This is a genomic window from Actinacidiphila alni (genome assembly GCF_900112845.1).
Lineage (GTDB): Bacteria > Actinomycetota > Actinomycetes > Streptomycetales > Streptomycetaceae > Actinacidiphila > Actinacidiphila alni.
On the sequence record NZ_FONG01000023.1, the window covers coordinates 123,763 to 138,514 of the forward strand.

Consider the following 14,752-nt stretch of genomic DNA (forward strand, 5'->3'; position numbering starts at 1 on the left):
TCGACCGGGTACCTGGACCACGCATGTCATCGATGGCATGTGTCAACGTTGACATTCCGGTCGTGACGCGTTGAGAGCCGATTCGGAGAGGTGTCGTATGCGCCGAAAGAACCGTCCGGTCTGGATGCTCCTGGCCGCCCTCGCGGCAAGCCTGGCCGTCTTCCTGCCCAGCACACCGGCCGCCGCCGGAACCGTCTGGGACTACCCCGAATTCCCGTACGCGCCGACGACGTACAGCGAGCCGTACCGCGGGCAGTTCCACTTCAGTTCGCAGTCGGGATGGATGAACGACCCCAACGGGCTGGTGTACGCCAACGGGGAGTACCACTTCTTCTACCAGCACAATCCGCACGGCCTGGCCTGGGACACCATGCACTGGGGCCACGCCACCAGCCCCGATCTCGTGCACTGGACGCAGAAGCCGATCGCCATGGAGCCCGGCGTCCAGCCCGGCACCCTGTTCTCCGGCGGCGGTGTCGTCGACACCGCCAACTCCTCGGGACTGAAGACCGGTTCGCTCGACCCGATCGTCGTCTACTCCAACACCGACGGGGTCAGCGTCTACTACAGCAATGACAACGGCCGGACCTTCCAGGCGTACGACAAGGGCCGCAAGGTCGTCACCGTCCCGTCCGGCGTCAGCAGCCGCGACCCCAAGGTGACCTGGGACGCCGCCCGGCACCGGTGGGTGATGGTGTTCTGGTCCGACGAGGGCGGCAACGGGGTGAGTATCTACACCTCCACCAATCTGCTCGACTGGACCTTCGCCAGCCGCTACCGGGCCGACTGGCTCTTCGAGTGCCCCGACCTCTTCCCGCTGCCGCTGGACGGGCACACCAACCAGCAGCGATGGGTGCTGACGTCGGCCTCCAGCCAGTACGTCGTCGGTGGCTTCGACGGCACCACCTTCACCGCCGACGGGACCGGCCCGCAGAAGATGGTCAACGGCGACTTCTACGCCGCGGAGACCTTCACCAACACGCCCGACGGCAAGACCGTGCAGATGGGATGGCAGAACGGCAACCAGGGCAGCACCTGGACCGGCGACGCCTCCTTCCCCGTCGACCTCGGGCTGGTCAGCACCCCCGACGGGCCCCGTATCACCAGGACGCCGGTCGCCGGCCTGTCCTCGCTCGCCTCCCAGACCCAGCACTGGGCCGGCCGGACCCTGACCCCGAACAGCAATCCGTTCTCCGGCATCAAGGCCGACATCTACGACATCACGGCGCAGTTCGACGTCTCGCACGCCACCGCCGGCAGCTTCGGCTTCGACCTGCACGCCCGCTCCGACGGCTCCGCCGACCGGACCGTGGTCTACGACACCGCCAAGCAGACGCTGGACGGCATTCCCCTCAAGCCGCGCGGCGGAAAGGTGACGATGCGACTGCTGGTGGACCGCGGCCAGTTGGAGATCTACGCCGACGGCGGCCTGTTCTCCGTCGCGGACAACGTCAACTTCGACTCCGCCGCCGACAGTCAGGGCATCCGGCTGTTCAGCAACGGCGGGAACGTCAAGCTGGACAGCGCCGACTTCACCCGGCTCAACACCAGTTGGGGCACCGGGCAGTCCACCCTCGACAGCGACCTCGCCGGACCCTGGCACGCGGCCGGCGGTGTGTGGAGCGACGTCGCCGGCGGCAAGCAGGGCTCGGCCGGCGGCAACGGCTTCTACCTCAGCGCCTCCAGCGGCGCCGACGCCGTCTACCAGGGCGACATCACGCTCAACACCGCCCAGGCGGCGGGCTTGACCTTCCACGCGGCGGCCGACGGCACCGGCTACACCGCCACCCTCGACAGCACCGGCGTGCTGAAACTGTGGCGTCCCGGTCAGGACATCGCCACCCACGCCCTGCCCATCGCCAAGAACCGTACATATCACGTCACGGTTCGCACCGACGGCCCGCGCATCCGCGTCTACCTCGACAACGGCGCCGACCCGCTCATCGACGCCACCGACAGCACGTACGCCTCCGGCCGCTTCGGCGCCAATGTCTTCAACGGCCAGGCCACCGTGCAGAATCTGAACACCGGCGACGGCGGCCTGCACGCCTTCACCGCGGGCTCCTGGGCACCGCACGGCGGCACCTGGACGGTCACCCCCGCCGGTCTGCACGGCAGTTCGTCCGGTGACGGCTTCTACGTCAGCGACCGCTCCGGCACCGACTTCACCTATCAGGGCGACCTGTCGGTGACCAACGGCACCGCCACCGGCCTCACCTTCCGCGCCGGCACCGACGGCGCCGGCTACACCGCCACCCTCGACACCAGCGGCATCGTCAAGCTCTGGCGGCCCGGCCACGACATCGCCACCCACGCCACCCCGATCGTCGAGGGCCGCACCTACCACGTGACGGTCCGCACCGACGGCCCGCGCATCCGCGTCTACCTCGACAACGGCGCCGACCCGCTCATCGACGCCACCGACAGCACGTACGCCTCCGGCACCTTCGGCGTCAACGCCTACAACGCCGACGTCGTCGCCCAGAACCTGACGATCTCCTAGCCACCACCCCCGCCTCCCGGGGCCCCGCCACACGGCGGCGCCCCGGGACGTACGGGCCCGGAAGAACCGCCCTGGAAGAAGCCGAGCTTCTCCACGAAAGAACCCGCCGACCTCCAGCTCATCGGTTCAACGGTTCGCAGGTCGGAGGCCATCTGAGGCACGATCGGTCGTGCGCGTGAGCAGGAGTTGATGTGCTGCTGCTTCGCGTCGCCGTCGAATTGCGCTCGGTGCTCGCCCGGCTCGCCCCAGTTCTGGGCGCGGCGGTGCCATATCTCGGCGGCCGGATCGAGGCCGCTGCCCGGGATCCGGGGCGCCGGCAGCAGCCGTATGAGAGCCTCGACCCGCGGGCGGAACTCAGGGCAACGCGCGCAACGTGTCCCGCGAAGTGGGCGACGCGATTTCGCGCGTGCTCAGGCTTTCCGATGCCGAGCACGCCCACCTCGTACGCCTGGCCCACCCCGAACGAAGCCGGGACAAGCATCCCGGGCCTCCGCGCCGGCCCTGCCCGGTGACCAGGACCAGTCACTGACTGGCGGCTGGTGGAGTACCGGTGGGTCCGCGCCCGTGAACCAGGAGAGTGAGTACAGGAAACGGCTTTGCGCCCTGCGGGATCGGTATGGATGCTGGCTCGCCGGAGGTAATGAAGATGATCAACGTTGTGTTGAAGCTGTCGGCCCGTGATTTGGTGCATGCGGACCTGGCGTCGTGCGGGTGGGCAGGGTCTGACCACCACCTGGCCGGCGTCGCCGAGCAGTTGGAGCGTGTCAGGACCGGCGGGGTCGACTATCTTGCGGTCTGCCCCGCAACGGACATCCCCGTGGCGAAAGGCGGAGTCGACTACCAGGTCAAGAAGGGGGTCGGCACGTTGTGGCAGCTGGCAGTCCACCCCGCATTGCAGTCGTGCGGGATCGGCACGTTCCTTATCGAAGCCGCAGAACTGCGGATCAGGAACCGCGGTCTTCGGCAGGCCGAACTCGGTGTGGAGGAAATCAACCCGCGGGCGCGTGCGCTCTACGAAAGGCTGGGCTATGTCGCGTACGACCGTCGGTCGGACTCGTGGGACGAGCGAGCCCCTGATGGATCGTTGCGCCGCTACGAGACGATGTGCACGTTGATGCGGAAGGAACTCACTTAGGCTTCACGGGGTTTCTCAGCGGACGCGGCATCTCAGGTCGTGCACGGATCGATGGCGAGGTCGGGCAGCGCGAGGTTGAGCGCGGGGGCGGAGGGACCACGAGGATCAGGGACAGGCACATGGTGAAGAGCACGCCGTTGTGGCCGGCCCGGCCGGTCGCGACGGCGTCCTGCCGCCGGTCCCCGGCCCGGGCGTCGGACTCGCGGTAGGGCCTGGTGGGCAGGGGGAACCGGCTCATTCGGTGCTGGGCTGGATGAGCTTGAAAACCAGGCGTGCGGCGGTGCGCTGCGCCGCCCGCCGCAGGCGCACGGGGCCCGGCGGGACTGGTGGCGGCGTCGGGGAAATGGCGGCCAGTCGAGGGAAGAGTGCTTCGGCGTTGGCGCGGTTGACGGCGCCGAGGACGTCCCGGGCGAGGGTGTCGTCGAGGCCGCTCGCGAAGTACTGCCCGGCCGGGGTGGGGGCGAAGGGCCAGTCGCTGCCGAAGAGCACGTGTCCGGGGCGGGCGAAGGCGAGCAGGGTGGGCAGGGCGGCGGGGCTGGAGGACAGCGCGGTGTCGAAGTAGAAGGAGCGGAAGTCGTCCAGTACGTCGAGCGGGCTGCGTGCGGTGTCGTTGGCGATGGTGAGGGCCATGCGGTGTGAGGCGTAGGGAACGAAGCCGCCGCCGTGGCTGAGGATGAACCGGACGTTCGGACAGCGGCGCGGGACGCCGTTGCGGACCAGGAGGTAGGCGGCGCGGGTGGTGTCCAGAAGGAAGTCGGCGGCGAAGGCGGGAATGCCGTCGACCGGGGGAGCGGGCAGTTCGGCCGGGTGTACGAAGACCACCGCGCCGCGGTCGTTCAGCGTCTGCCACAGCGCGTCCTGGCCGCCCGCGCCGAGGTAGGTACCCCGGTTGTTGGCGAGCAGGGTGACGCCGTCGGCGCGCAGCTTGTCCAGTGCGCGAGCGGCCTCGGCGGCCGAGCTGTCGACGTCGGGCATCGGCAGCGTGGCGAAGAAGCCGAAGCGGCCGGCATGGTGGGTGGCCAGGGCCGCGCAGTGGTCGTTGAGGCGTCGGGCCAGATCGGCGGCATCGGTGGGTTCGGTGAGGAAACCCGTGCCGGGCGTCGACACGGAGACGATTGACGTGGTGGTGCCGAGCAGGTCCATCAGCCGCAGGGCCGACTCGGCGCTCCAGCCGGGGAGGGAGCGTCCGCCGGCGTCGGCGATGCCGGCCTTGGCGAGCTCGTCGCGGTAGAAGGCGGGCACTATGTGCTGATGCACGTCGATGCGCTGTGCGGAAGGGGACATGAAGCGGCCTTTCCTGTGGTCTGCGGAAGTGGCCCGGCATGGCCGGCTCATGCCTTCCTCCTTGCCGCCATCCGTGTCGCCGCGTCGTGGACCAGCTGGGCGTGCAGTTCGAACATCGCCACCAGATCGACGGCGTCCCCGTTGATTTCCCGCTGGACGAACAGCCCGTCGGCGCCGGCGACGGCGTAGGTCGTCAGGATCTGGACGGACTCCTGGTCGAGGTCCGGAACGAGCGACGCGGCCATCTCGGCGATCTTCGCGCCCGCGATATCGCGGACCTGCAGGAACACTGTGCGGCCGCGCGGCTCGGCCGGGCGCCGCTCCAGTGCGAGCATCAGCCCCAGGCGCAGGAAGTCGGGGGCGTCGACCAGTGACTTCGCTACGTTCCCGGCCACGGCGGTAACCCGCTCCAGCGGGGTGCCGTACTCCTCGTCCGGCAGTTCGAACGCGGCCAGCCAGGTGTCGAAGCTGCGCTCGATGACCGCGGCGATCAGGTCGTCCTTGTCCTTGAAGTGCCAGTAGATCGAGCTGGCGGGCAGTCCGCACGCGGCGCTGACGGCCGCGATCGACGTGCCTTCGTACCCCCGCTCGCCGGAGATTTCCACGGCTGCGTCGAGGATGCGCTGCCGCGACTCCACTCCGTTCGCCCGCTTCTTTCGCGGCGTCTGCGGCTTCGTCATGGCAGCTGCTCTCCTGTCGGTGCGTTCCGCGCCGGCCGCTTGACCGCTTCCGGCGACCAGCTTACCGTAGCACTCACTCCAATTGTAATGATCGATACAGGAAGGCTCAGGCGTCATGATCGACAGTGAGGCGGCCCGATGAGTGAGACCACGGCCGGAGCCGGAGACGTCTACGACGTGGCGGTGATCGGTTACGGACCCACGGGGGTGACCGCGGCGAACCTGCTGGGAGCGATGGGGTTGCGGGTCGTCGTCCTGGAGCGGGACGCCGCGGTCTTCACCCGCGCCAGGGCCATCTCCACCGACGAGGAGGTCGTCCGCATCTGGCAGCGCATCGGCCTGGCCGAGCGGCTCAAGCAGGACATGCTGACCGAACGGGATGTGGACTTCGTCGACGCCGAGGGCCGTACGTTCATCAGGGCGCGCCCCACCCCGCGCGGGCACGGCCACCCACCGCAGATGTTCATCTACCAGCCGGCACTGGAGCAGGTCCTGCGTGACGGTGTCGACCGCTACCCGAACGTAAAAATTCTTCTGCGCCACGAGTGCCTGCGCCTGCGCCAGGACGCCGACGGGGTGGAACTGACGGTCGTCGGCACTGCTGACGACTCCGTCCACCGGCTGCGCGCCTCGTACGTGATCGCGGCCGACGGCGGATCCAGCCTCACCCGTGCCCAGCTGAACATCGGCTACGAGGGCACGACGTACGAGGACCGCTGGGTGGTGATCGACACGAAGATGCTCAAACCCTGGCCGGACCACGACAAGCTGCGCTTCCACTGCGACCCGGCCCGACCCGCCGTGGACTGCCCGACCCCGCTCGGCCACCACCGGTGGGAGTTCCCGATCCTGCCCGGTGACGACGAGAAGCAGCTGACCACCGAGGAGGCCGTGTACCGGCTGGTTGCCCGGTACGGCATCTCCCGCGAGAGCATCGACGTCCTGCGCGCCACCGTCTACAGCCACCACGTACGCTTCGCCACCCGCTTCCGGACGGGCCGGGTCTTCCTTGCCGGCGACGCCGCCCACGCCATGCCGCCGTGGATCGGTCAGGGCATGGCCGCCGGTGTGCGTGACGTGGCCAACCTCTGCTGGAAACTCGAAGCCGTGCTGACCGGCCACCTGCCCGAAAGCGTCCTCGACAGCTACGAGGCCGAGCGCAAGCCGCACGTCGAGGAGGTCACCAGGCGGGCGGTGTTCGTCGGCCGGATCATCACCGAGCGCCGTCGGCCGGTCGCCCGCGTCCGCAACAGCGTTCTGCGGACCCTGGACCGCATACCGGGCTTCGGCGACTGGACACAGGACTCGCACTGGATCCCCGTCGCCCGCTACAAAGTCGGCCTCCAGGCCGGCCCCCGCACCAAGGCGACCGGCCACCAGATTCCCCAGCCCTGGGTCACCGTCCCCGACGGCACCCGTGTCCGGCTCGACGACGCGCTCGGCGGCCGATGGATCCTGCTCCACGCCAACACCGCTGTTCCGCAGCCCGCCTGGAGCCGGCCCGGTATCTCCTCCCTGACCATCACACCCCTCGGCTCCGGGCCGGCCGAGGGCACCCTCGTCGACAGCGACGGCGTCCTGCTGCCCTGGATGAGACAGCACGGCGCGGCCACCCTCGCCCTGCGCCCCGACGGTTACGTCTACGCGGCGGCCCCCGCCGGCGCCCTGCTTCTGCCGCCGCCCCAGGGCTTCGCCCCGGCCACGACTTCGCGCCTCGGCGCATCCACCGCTCCGTGAGAACACCCGCAGTGAGGACACCGGCATCATGACGACGACACCGACCGGCCTGCCGGCGATGCAGGAGACGACGTACGACATCGGCGGCAGGAAGATCTTCGCCGCGGAGACCGGAGAGGGGCCGCCGGTCCTGCTGCTGCACGGGGGAGGCCCCGGAGCCTCCGGAGTCTCCAACTACGCGCGCAACATCGCGGAACTGGCCACGGAGCACCGGGTCATCGTCCCCGACCTGCCCGGCTACGGACGTAGTACGAAGGGGGTCGACGGCACCGACCCCTTCGGGTGTCTCGCCGACGGCGTCCGAGGTCTGCTCGACGAACTGAACCTGGACAGAGCCCACTTGGTGGGCAACTCCTACGGCGGCGCCGCCGCCCTGCGCCTCGCCCTGGACACCCCGGACCGGGTCGACCGCCTGGTCCTGATGGGCCCCGGCGGCATCGGCACGACTCGCGCCTTGCCCACCCCCGGTCTCAACAGCCTGCTGGATTACTACAGCGGCGACGGGCCCTCGCGGCAGAAGCTGGAGAAGTTCATCCGCAACTACCTCGTCTTCAACGCCGCCGACGTCCCGGACGCCGCGATCGACGAGCGCTACCGGGCGAGCATCGATCCGGAAGTGATCGCCTCACCGCCCCTGCGGCGGCCGTCCGGGCTCAACTCGCTGCGGACCGTGTGGAAGATGGACTTCACCCGCGATCCGCGCCTGTCCCGGCTGCCGGTGCCGACGCTGGTGCTGTGGGGGGCGCAGGACAGGGTCAACCGGCCGTCCGGCGGCCCGATGCTGGCCGAGCGCATGCCCAACTGCGACCTGTACCTGGTCGCCAACACCGGGCACTGGGTCCAGTTCGAACGCGCGGAGCTCTTCAACCGGCTGTGCACCGACTTCCTGGCGGGCCGTCGATGAACACCGCGGCGACCGGCACCGCCACCGTCTTCGGCGCCGTCCACCTCGGCTACATCGTCATCGAGACCAACCGCTTCGCCGACTGGCGCCGCTTCGGCACCGACGCCATCGGCATGCACCACGACAGCGTCTCCCGCGACCTGATGCGTTTCCGTCTCGACGGCCAGGAATGCCGTTTCCTGCTGCGGCGCGGCCCGGCCGAAGACGTCGTCGCCACCGGCTGGCACATCGACGACCACGCCTCCTTCGAGGAGATCGAGGCGCGTATCCGGGCCCACAACGTCCCCGTCGTACGGGGTTCCGACGAGGAGGCGGCACTGCGCGGCGTGGAGCGCCTGCTGCGCTTCCCCGGTCCCAAGGGCATCACCCAGGAGATCTACACCACCCCGCTGACGTCCCCCGAACCGCTGCGCATGCTCGCGTCCGGCTTCGTCACCGGCGACTCCGGCATGGGACACATCGCACTCACCTCCACCAAGCCGACGCAGATCCGCGGCTACTTCAACACCGTCTTCGACGCCCGCCTGACCGACTGCATCGACGAGACCATCAGCGGCGTCAAACTCAAGATCCGCTTCCTGCGCGTCAACGAACGGCACCACTCCATCGCGGTGGCAGCCACCCGCGGCCTGCCGATCGACCCGATCCGCACCCGCGTCCAGCACCTCAACATCCAGGCCGCCACCCTGGACGACGTGGCCCAGAGCTACCAGCGGGTGCACGAACTCGGCTTCGACATGGCGCTGTCGGTCGGCCGGCACACCAACGACAAGGAACTGTCCTACTACGCCCTCACCCCCTCGGGCTTCGAATGGGAAGTCGGCTGGAATCCGATCGTCATCGACGAGACGACCTGGGAACCCACCACCCATCAGGGCATCAGCGTCTGGGGCCATCTCCCCGTCGGCCGGACCATCGTGGACAAACTCGCCCAGTTCCGTGCCGGCGCCCGCTCCCTTGCCCACCCCGAGAACACGGTGCCCGACCTCAGCGGCGCGGGCATCGCCGACCGCTGACCCGGCACGGCTGCCTCGCTGCCCGGCCTTCTCGCTCTCCTTCCGGAGGTAATCCCGCATGTTCGCTCCGCACCGCCGTACCGGTCCCCGCCCGGGGCGACCATGAGTGCCCGCGAGTCCGCAGACGCGGTGGCCGAGGCGGCGGCCGTCCTGGAAGACGCCACCCGCACCGGTTTCCCCTGCGCCCCGGTGCGCTCGCGTCTGCCCGAGGACGACGTCGAAGCCGCGTACGCCGTGCAGCGCCTGCTCGTGGAGCGCGGCGTCGCCGCCGGCCGCCGCCCGGTCGGACGCAAGATCGGCCTGACCTCGCCCGCCGTGCAACAGCAACTCGGCGTGAACCAGCCGGATTTCGGCGTGCTGTTCGCCGACATGGCAGTGCCCGAGGGACAAACGATCGCCCCCGGCCGACTCCTCCAGCCGAAGGTCGAGGCCGAGGTCGCCCTGGTACTCGGCACGGACCTGCCGTACCGGGACCCGACCGTCGCCGACCTGCTGCGCGCCACGGCCTTCGCGCTGCCCGCCCTGGAGATCGTCGACAGCCGCATCGCCGACTGGGACATCACCATCGTCGACACCGTCGCCGACAACGCCTCCTGCGGTCTGTACGTCCTGGGCGGCACCCCCGTCCCCCTGGACCGCGTCGACCTGCGGGCCGCGCCGATGACCCTCACCAAGAACGGCGAGACGGTCTCCGAGGGCACCGGAGCCGACTGCCTGGGCAGCCCGCTCACCGCCGCCCTCTGGCTCGCCTCCATCCTCGCCGACCTCGGCGACCCGCTGCGGGCCGGCGAGATCGTCCTGACCGGCGCGCTCGGCCCGATGGCCGCCGCCGCCGAAGGCGACGAGTTCACCGCGCACATCGACGGGCTCGGCACAGTCACGACCACGTTCGCGTCCGCCGCCACGGAGAGGGCCGCCGCATGAACACGAAGGTCGCCGTCATCGGGCCGGGCAACATCGGCACCGACCTGATGATCAAAATTCTGCGGCTCTCCGACTCCCTGGAGATCGCCGCCATGGTCGGGATCGATCCCGACTCCGACGGCCTGGCCCGCGCCCGCCGCCTGAAAGTCGCCACCACCCACGAGGGCGTCGACGGCCTGGTGAAACTGGACGAGTTCGCGGACGTCGAGATCGTCTTCGACGCCACCTCGGCCGGCGCGCACCGGCACCACGACGAGGTCCTGCGCTCGCTGGGGCGCAGGGTCGTGGACCTGACGCCCGCGGCGCTCGGCCCGTACGTCGTCCCGCCGGTCAACGGCGATGACCATCTCGGCGCACCGAACGTCAACATGGTCACCTGCGGCGGGCAGGCCACCATTCCGATCGTGGCCGCCGTCGCAGCCGTGACACCCGTCCACTACGGCGAGATCGTCGCCTCGATCTCCTCCCGTTCGGCAGGCCCCGGCACCCGTGCCAACATCGACGAGTTCACCGAGACGACCTCGTCGGCCATCGAGAAGGTGGGAGGCGCCGTCCGGGGCAAGGCGATCATCGTCCTGAACCCGGCCGACCCCCCGCTGATCATGCGCGACACCGTGTACTGCCTGGCCGGTGAGTGCGATGACGCCACCGTGACCGAATCGGTGGAGGAGATGGTCGCCCGGGTCCAGGCATATGTGCCCGGATACCGCCTCAAACAGAAGGTCCAGTTCGAGCGCGTCGCCGACGACGACCCCCTGCGCACGCTGCTGTCCGCCGGCACGCGGACCACCGGGGCCGTGAAGATCTCGGTCTTCCTGGAGGTCGAGGGCGCCGCCCACTACCTGCCCGCCTACGCCGGGAACCTCGACATCATGACCTCGGCCGCCCTGCGCACCGCCGAACGCATGGCCGCCGCGCAGCCCTTCACGAAGGTGGTCTCCCGATGACCGCGACCCGGCCCCCCGCCCTGTACGTGCAGGACGTGACCCTGCGGGACGGCATGCACGCCGTACGCCACCGCTACACCGTCGACCAGGCCCGCACCATCGCCGCCGCGCTGGACGCCGCCGGGGTCGCTGCGATCGAGATCGCCCACGGCGACGGCCTGTCCGGCTCCAGCATCACCTACGGCGTCGGCGCCCACACCGACTGGCAGTGGATCGAAGCCGTCTGCGACGTCGTCACGCGCGCCGTCCCCACCACACTCCTGCTGCCGGGCATCGGCACCCTGCACGACCTGCGGAAGGCCCACGCTCTCGGCATCCGCTCGGTCCGCGTCGCCACCCACTGCACCGAGGCCGACATCTCCGCCCAGCACATCACCGCCGCCCGCGACCTGGGCATGGACGTGGCCGGGTTCCTGATGATGTCCCACATGGCCGAACCCGCTGAACTGGCCGGCCAGGCCAAGCTGATGGAGTCCTACGGAGCCGGGTGCGTCTACGTCACCGACTCCGGAGGCCGCCTGACCATGGACGGGGTCCGCGATCGCGTCCGCGCCTACCGCGACGTCCTCGACCCGGACACCGGGATCGGCATCCACGCCCATCACAACCTCGGCCTGGGCGTCGCCAACTCCGTCGTGGCCGTCGAGAACGGCGTCACCCGCGTCGACGCCTCCCTCGCCGGCCAGGGCGCCGGAGCCGGGAACTGCCCACTGGAGGCGTTCATCGCGGTCGCCGACCTGATGGACTGGGAGCACGGCTGCGACCTGTTCCCGCTGATGGACGCCGCGGACGACGTCGTACGTCCCCTGCAGGATCGTGAGGTCCGCGTCGACCGCGAGACCCTCGCCCTCGGCTACGCGGGCGTGTACTCCAGCTTCCTGCGCCACGCCGAGACCGCCGCCCGTCGGCACGGCCTCGACACCCGCGCGATCCTCGTCGAGGTCGGCCGGCGCAAGATGGTCGGCGGCCAGGAGGACATGATCACCGACATCGCCCTCGACCTCGCGGCGGCCGACTCCGCCTGTCGATCGGGAACGGCAGGCGCCGATGCGGACGGCGTCACCGACGCTTACAACGGCTGACACGATGAGTTGACTTGTCGCAGGGTGATCAGGCAGCCGACGAGTTCGAGGAAGGCTTCGTGGATGTCGGGGCTCGGCGTTCCCAACGCACCGCATGCGCGGGCCGCAGCCGCGTTCCCCGGCTCCGTACACACGGACTCCGTACGTACGGAATCCGTGAGCGAGAAGCCGGGGCGTCGCCGGTCGCGGCCCGAGCGGCCGCCGCGGGTGTGGGAGGGCGTCAGCGGTGGCCCAGCACATTGACCACCCGTCCGCTGGGGTCGCGGACGAAGAACCGCCGCACGCCCCACTCCTCGTCCTGCAAGGGGTGAACGATCTCCGCGCCGGTGGCCCGCATGACCGCGTACGCCGCATCCACGTCGTCCACCTCGACACTCATGTCGGGGGCGACGGGCGCGGTCTTGTCGTCGGCCATCACGCTGATCTGCGCCGCCGGGCTGGACGGGGACGCGAGCGTCATGATCCAGCCGTGGTTCATGACCTCCTCGAAGCCCAGCAGGCCGTAGAACTCGCGGCTCTCCTGCGCCGCCTCCGACTGGATATTGGGTACGACACGGCGAACGGCCATCGATGACTCCAAACGAGAACGAAAGTGTCCATGCCTTCCCAGGATTACTACGACAGGCGCGAAAGCGGGGGTAGGCGAGCAGGACGGCCCGGACGCGCCGACTTCCGGGCATGACGTGGTGTCCGATGGCCCGTGCGTCGCTCCGCTGCGTGGATTCGGTAGCCGCTCGCCACGGGGGCGGATGACACAGGTCCGGAGGCTCAGCCTGGAGGCGTTCTCGCGGACCGAGCGCGATGACGGCTGGTTCCGGTGACCGCCCGGAGAATTCGCGGACAGGCCCTTCCTGACGGTGCTCGGCGTCAGTCGCTGGGGGAGTGGCGGTGGATCTGCGTGGCATCGGCGGCTGGGGCGTTCCAGCTGAGCAGCAGGTGGAGTCGGTCGGCGGCGGCCGAGCCCTTCGGGGCCGTGTAGATCGTCAAGGTCTGTCCTTCGGTGTCGGGCACCGGGAAGGTCTCGTACCGCAGATCGAGGACGCCGACGGTCTGGTGGAAGATGCGTTTCGTGCCGTGGCTGTGCTGAAAAAGGCGGTAGTCGGCCCACCGGGCGGCGAATTCGGGTGAGGCGACGGACAGTTCGCCGACGAGCCGTTCGAGTTCCGGGTCGTGGAAGAGCGGGTCGCGTGCTCCGCGCAGGGCGGCGACGGTGTTCGCGGCGACTTCGTCCCAGTCCGGATAGCGCTCACGGGCCCGGGGGTCGGTGAACAGCCAGCGCACGATGTTGCGGTCCTTTCGCGGCATCCGGTCGAAGTCGGTCAGAAGCACCTTGGCGGAAGCGTTCGCCGCGAGGACGTCCATACGGCGGCTCTGCACCATGGCCGGAAGCGGGTCGAGCGAGCGGACCAGCTCCCACAGTCCGGCACGCGCGCTGTCGCGGCTCCCGGCGTCGCTCCGGGCGGCTCGGCGCGGTCCGCCGGTGCGGGTTTCGACGAGGGCCCGCAGGTGCCGGCACTCCAGGACGTCGAGGCGCAGGGCTTGCTCGATCGCGGTGAGTACCTGGTCGGACACCCTGCCGATGCGGCCCTGCTCCAGTCGGGCGTAGTAGTCGACGCTCACCCCGGCCAGGACGGCGACCTCCTCGCGCCGCAGACCCGGCTGCCGCCGCGGCGTGGGGGAAGCGGGCAGTCCCACGTCTTCGGGCCGCAGACGCGCCCGGCGTGACATGAGGAACTGCCGCAGACTCCCGTCGTTGTCCATGACCCCATTGTCCGTCCGGTCGGTGGGAACCGGCAGGCCCAGGACGTACTGCCAGTACCAGGTACGGCAGGGCGCGCCGCGGGCCCGCATCGCACCGGGCCGCGTGGTCGCATGGGTGAGGGCGCGCGACGTCGGATCCAGCCGGAGCGGGCGCACCGCCCCGGCGGCCGGTCCGCGGGCGATCGACAGAAAGTGTGGGAGTTCATGAGCAAGGTCTGGTTCATCACCGGCGCCAATCGCGGTTTCGGATACGAGATCGCGCGGGCGGCGCTGGACAGCGGCGACCGCGTCGTGGCGACGGCGCGCCGTCCGCAGGAGGCGGAGGCCGCCTTGAAGGAGCACGGCGAACGTGTGCTGGCCCTGCCTCTGGACGTCACCGACACCGACTCCGTCGTAGCGGCGGTCGCCGCCGCCAGGGAGCGCTTCGGCCGGATCGACGTGCTGGTCAACAACGCGGGGTACGGCCAGCTCGGCTACTTCGAGGAGCAGTCGCCGCAGTCCGTCGAGAGGCAGTTCGCCACCAACGTCTTCGGCGTGTTCGACGTCACCAGGGCCGTCCTGCCGGTCATGCGCGCCCAGCGGTCGGGGCACGTCATCACCATCTCCTCGCTGTCCGGCATCATCGGCATCGCCGGCTCGCCCGTCTACGGCGCGACCAAGTTCGCCGTCACCGGCTGGTCGGAGGGGCTCGGGCGCGAGCTCGCACCGTTCGGCATCCACGCCACATGCGTACACCCGGGGATGTTCCGCACCGACTTCCTCGACCCGACCTCCGTCGG

At 69.9% G+C, this 14,752-nt stretch carries 13 protein-coding genes and 1 pseudogene; 10 read left to right on the forward strand and 4 right to left on the reverse strand.

Annotation, left to right across the window (positions count from 1 at the left end):
• The first annotated feature begins 97 nt into the window (after positions 1-97).
• From BM076_RS29750 to BM076_RS29755, 3 genes and pseudogenes are all read left to right on the forward strand, one after another.
• Positions 98-2,503, forward strand: coding sequence for a glycoside hydrolase family 32 protein (locus BM076_RS29750; protein WP_093716830.1), 2,406 nt, complete (start codon positions 98-100; stop codon positions 2,501-2,503).
• A gap of 355 nt (positions 2,504-2,858) precedes the next feature.
• A pseudogene (locus BM076_RS37730) lies at positions 2,859-3,002 on the forward strand (transcriptional regulator); the annotation flags it as partial.
• Positions 3,003-3,149: 147 nt separating this feature from the next.
• Positions 3,150-3,638 (forward strand): GNAT family N-acetyltransferase, encoded by a 489-nt coding sequence (locus BM076_RS29755; RefSeq protein ID WP_093716850.1) that lies wholly within the window; start codon positions 3,150-3,152, stop codon positions 3,636-3,638.
• Between the two features lie 234 nt (positions 3,639-3,872).
• Here the strand turns inward: BM076_RS29755 and BM076_RS29760 are convergent, their stop codons facing one another.
• Together BM076_RS29760 and BM076_RS29765 are read right to left on the reverse strand one after the other, a co-directional pair.
• A complete protein-coding gene (locus BM076_RS29760; protein ID WP_093716831.1) occupies positions 3,873-4,922 on the reverse strand; it encodes an amidohydrolase family protein in 1,050 nt (349 codons plus the stop codon).
• A 47-nt stretch (positions 4,923-4,969) separates the two neighbouring features.
• A complete protein-coding gene (locus tag BM076_RS29765; RefSeq protein WP_093716832.1) occupies positions 4,970-5,602 on the reverse strand; it encodes a TetR/AcrR family transcriptional regulator in 633 nt (210 codons plus the stop codon).
• Between the two features lie 138 nt (positions 5,603-5,740).
• On the opposite strand from BM076_RS29765, the gene BM076_RS29770 reads away from it, so the two are divergent.
• The 6 genes from BM076_RS29770 to dmpG all read left to right on the forward strand — a co-directional run bounded on the left by BM076_RS29770 (position 5,741) and on the right by dmpG (position 12,212).
• Positions 5,741-7,339: a bifunctional 3-(3-hydroxy-phenyl)propionate/3-hydroxycinnamic acid hydroxylase gene (locus tag BM076_RS29770; protein ID WP_093716833.1), complete on the forward strand. Its 1,599-nt coding sequence runs from the start codon at positions 5,741-5,743 to the stop codon at positions 7,337-7,339.
• Positions 7,340-7,367: 28 nt separating this feature from the next.
• The gene (locus tag BM076_RS29775; RefSeq protein ID WP_093716834.1) at positions 7,368-8,243 is read left to right on the forward strand and encodes an alpha/beta fold hydrolase; all 876 of its coding nucleotides are present in this window, start codon (positions 7,368-7,370) and stop codon (positions 8,241-8,243) included.
• Entirely contained in the window at positions 8,240-9,259 is a 1,020-nt protein-coding gene (locus BM076_RS29780; protein WP_093716835.1) for a VOC family protein, read from the forward strand. Before BM076_RS29775 ends, BM076_RS29780 begins: the two co-directional genes overlap by 4 nt.
• 102 nt (positions 9,260-9,361) lie before the next feature.
• Positions 9,362-10,183 carry a 2-keto-4-pentenoate hydratase gene (gene mhpD / locus BM076_RS29785; protein ID WP_177246680.1) on the forward strand — a complete coding sequence of 274 codons (822 nt, stop codon included), beginning with the start codon at positions 9,362-9,364 and terminating at the stop codon, positions 10,181-10,183.
• Positions 10,180-11,130, forward strand: coding sequence for an acetaldehyde dehydrogenase (acetylating) (locus BM076_RS29790; protein WP_093716837.1), 951 nt, complete (start codon positions 10,180-10,182; stop codon positions 11,128-11,130). The genes mhpD and BM076_RS29790 overlap by 4 nt, the downstream gene beginning before the upstream one ends.
• Positions 11,127-12,212: a 4-hydroxy-2-oxovalerate aldolase gene (dmpG, locus tag BM076_RS29795; RefSeq protein ID WP_093716838.1), complete on the forward strand. Its 1,086-nt coding sequence runs from the start codon at positions 11,127-11,129 to the stop codon at positions 12,210-12,212. The genes BM076_RS29790 and dmpG overlap by 4 nt, the downstream gene beginning before the upstream one ends.
• A gap of 220 nt (positions 12,213-12,432) precedes the next feature.
• Here dmpG and BM076_RS29800 read toward each other — a convergent pair whose 3' ends face one another.
• Both BM076_RS29800 and BM076_RS29805 read right to left on the reverse strand, forming a co-directional pair.
• The gene (locus BM076_RS29800; RefSeq protein WP_093716839.1) at positions 12,433-12,780 is read right to left on the reverse strand and encodes a VOC family protein; all 348 of its coding nucleotides are present in this window, start codon (positions 12,778-12,780) and stop codon (positions 12,433-12,435) included.
• A gap of 299 nt (positions 12,781-13,079) precedes the next feature.
• Positions 13,080-13,973 carry a helix-turn-helix transcriptional regulator gene (locus tag BM076_RS29805; RefSeq protein WP_093716851.1) on the reverse strand — a complete coding sequence of 298 codons (894 nt, stop codon included), beginning with the start codon at positions 13,971-13,973 and terminating at the stop codon, positions 13,080-13,082.
• Between the two features lie 204 nt (positions 13,974-14,177).
• On the opposite strand from BM076_RS29805, the gene BM076_RS29810 reads away from it, so the two are divergent.
• Positions 14,178-14,752, forward strand: a 575-nt coding sequence (locus BM076_RS29810) for an SDR family NAD(P)-dependent oxidoreductase (RefSeq protein WP_093716852.1), incomplete at its 3' end; no start/stop codon positions are given.

Bases quoted from the DNA above. Each gene is read 5' to 3' on its own strand.
- BM076_RS29750 (WP_093716830.1), top strand. From the start codon at position 98: ATGCGCCGAAAGAACCGTCCGGTCTGGATGCTCCTGGCCGCCCTCGCG.
- BM076_RS29755 (WP_093716850.1), top strand. From the start codon at position 3,150: ATGATCAACGTTGTGTTGAAGCTGTCGGCCCGTGATTTGGTGCATGCG.
- BM076_RS29760 (WP_093716831.1), bottom strand. From the start codon at position 4,922: ATGTCCCCTTCCGCACAGCGCATCGACGTGCATCAGCACATAGTGCCC.
- BM076_RS29765 (WP_093716832.1), bottom strand. From the start codon at position 5,602: ATGACGAAGCCGCAGACGCCGCGAAAGAAGCGGGCGAACGGAGTGGAG.
- BM076_RS29770 (WP_093716833.1), top strand. From the start codon at position 5,741: ATGAGTGAGACCACGGCCGGAGCCGGAGACGTCTACGACGTGGCGGTG.
- BM076_RS29775 (WP_093716834.1), top strand. From the start codon at position 7,368: ATGACGACGACACCGACCGGCCTGCCGGCGATGCAGGAGACGACGTAC.
- BM076_RS29780 (WP_093716835.1), top strand. From the start codon at position 8,240: ATGAACACCGCGGCGACCGGCACCGCCACCGTCTTCGGCGCCGTCCAC.
- mhpD (WP_177246680.1), top strand. From the start codon at position 9,362: ATGAGTGCCCGCGAGTCCGCAGACGCGGTGGCCGAGGCGGCGGCCGTC.
- BM076_RS29790 (WP_093716837.1), top strand. From the start codon at position 10,180: ATGAACACGAAGGTCGCCGTCATCGGGCCGGGCAACATCGGCACCGAC.
- dmpG (WP_093716838.1), top strand. From the start codon at position 11,127: ATGACCGCGACCCGGCCCCCCGCCCTGTACGTGCAGGACGTGACCCTG.
- BM076_RS29800 (WP_093716839.1), bottom strand. From the start codon at position 12,780: ATGGCCGTTCGCCGTGTCGTACCCAATATCCAGTCGGAGGCGGCGCAG.
- BM076_RS29805 (WP_093716851.1), bottom strand. From the start codon at position 13,973: ATGGACAACGACGGGAGTCTGCGGCAGTTCCTCATGTCACGCCGGGCG.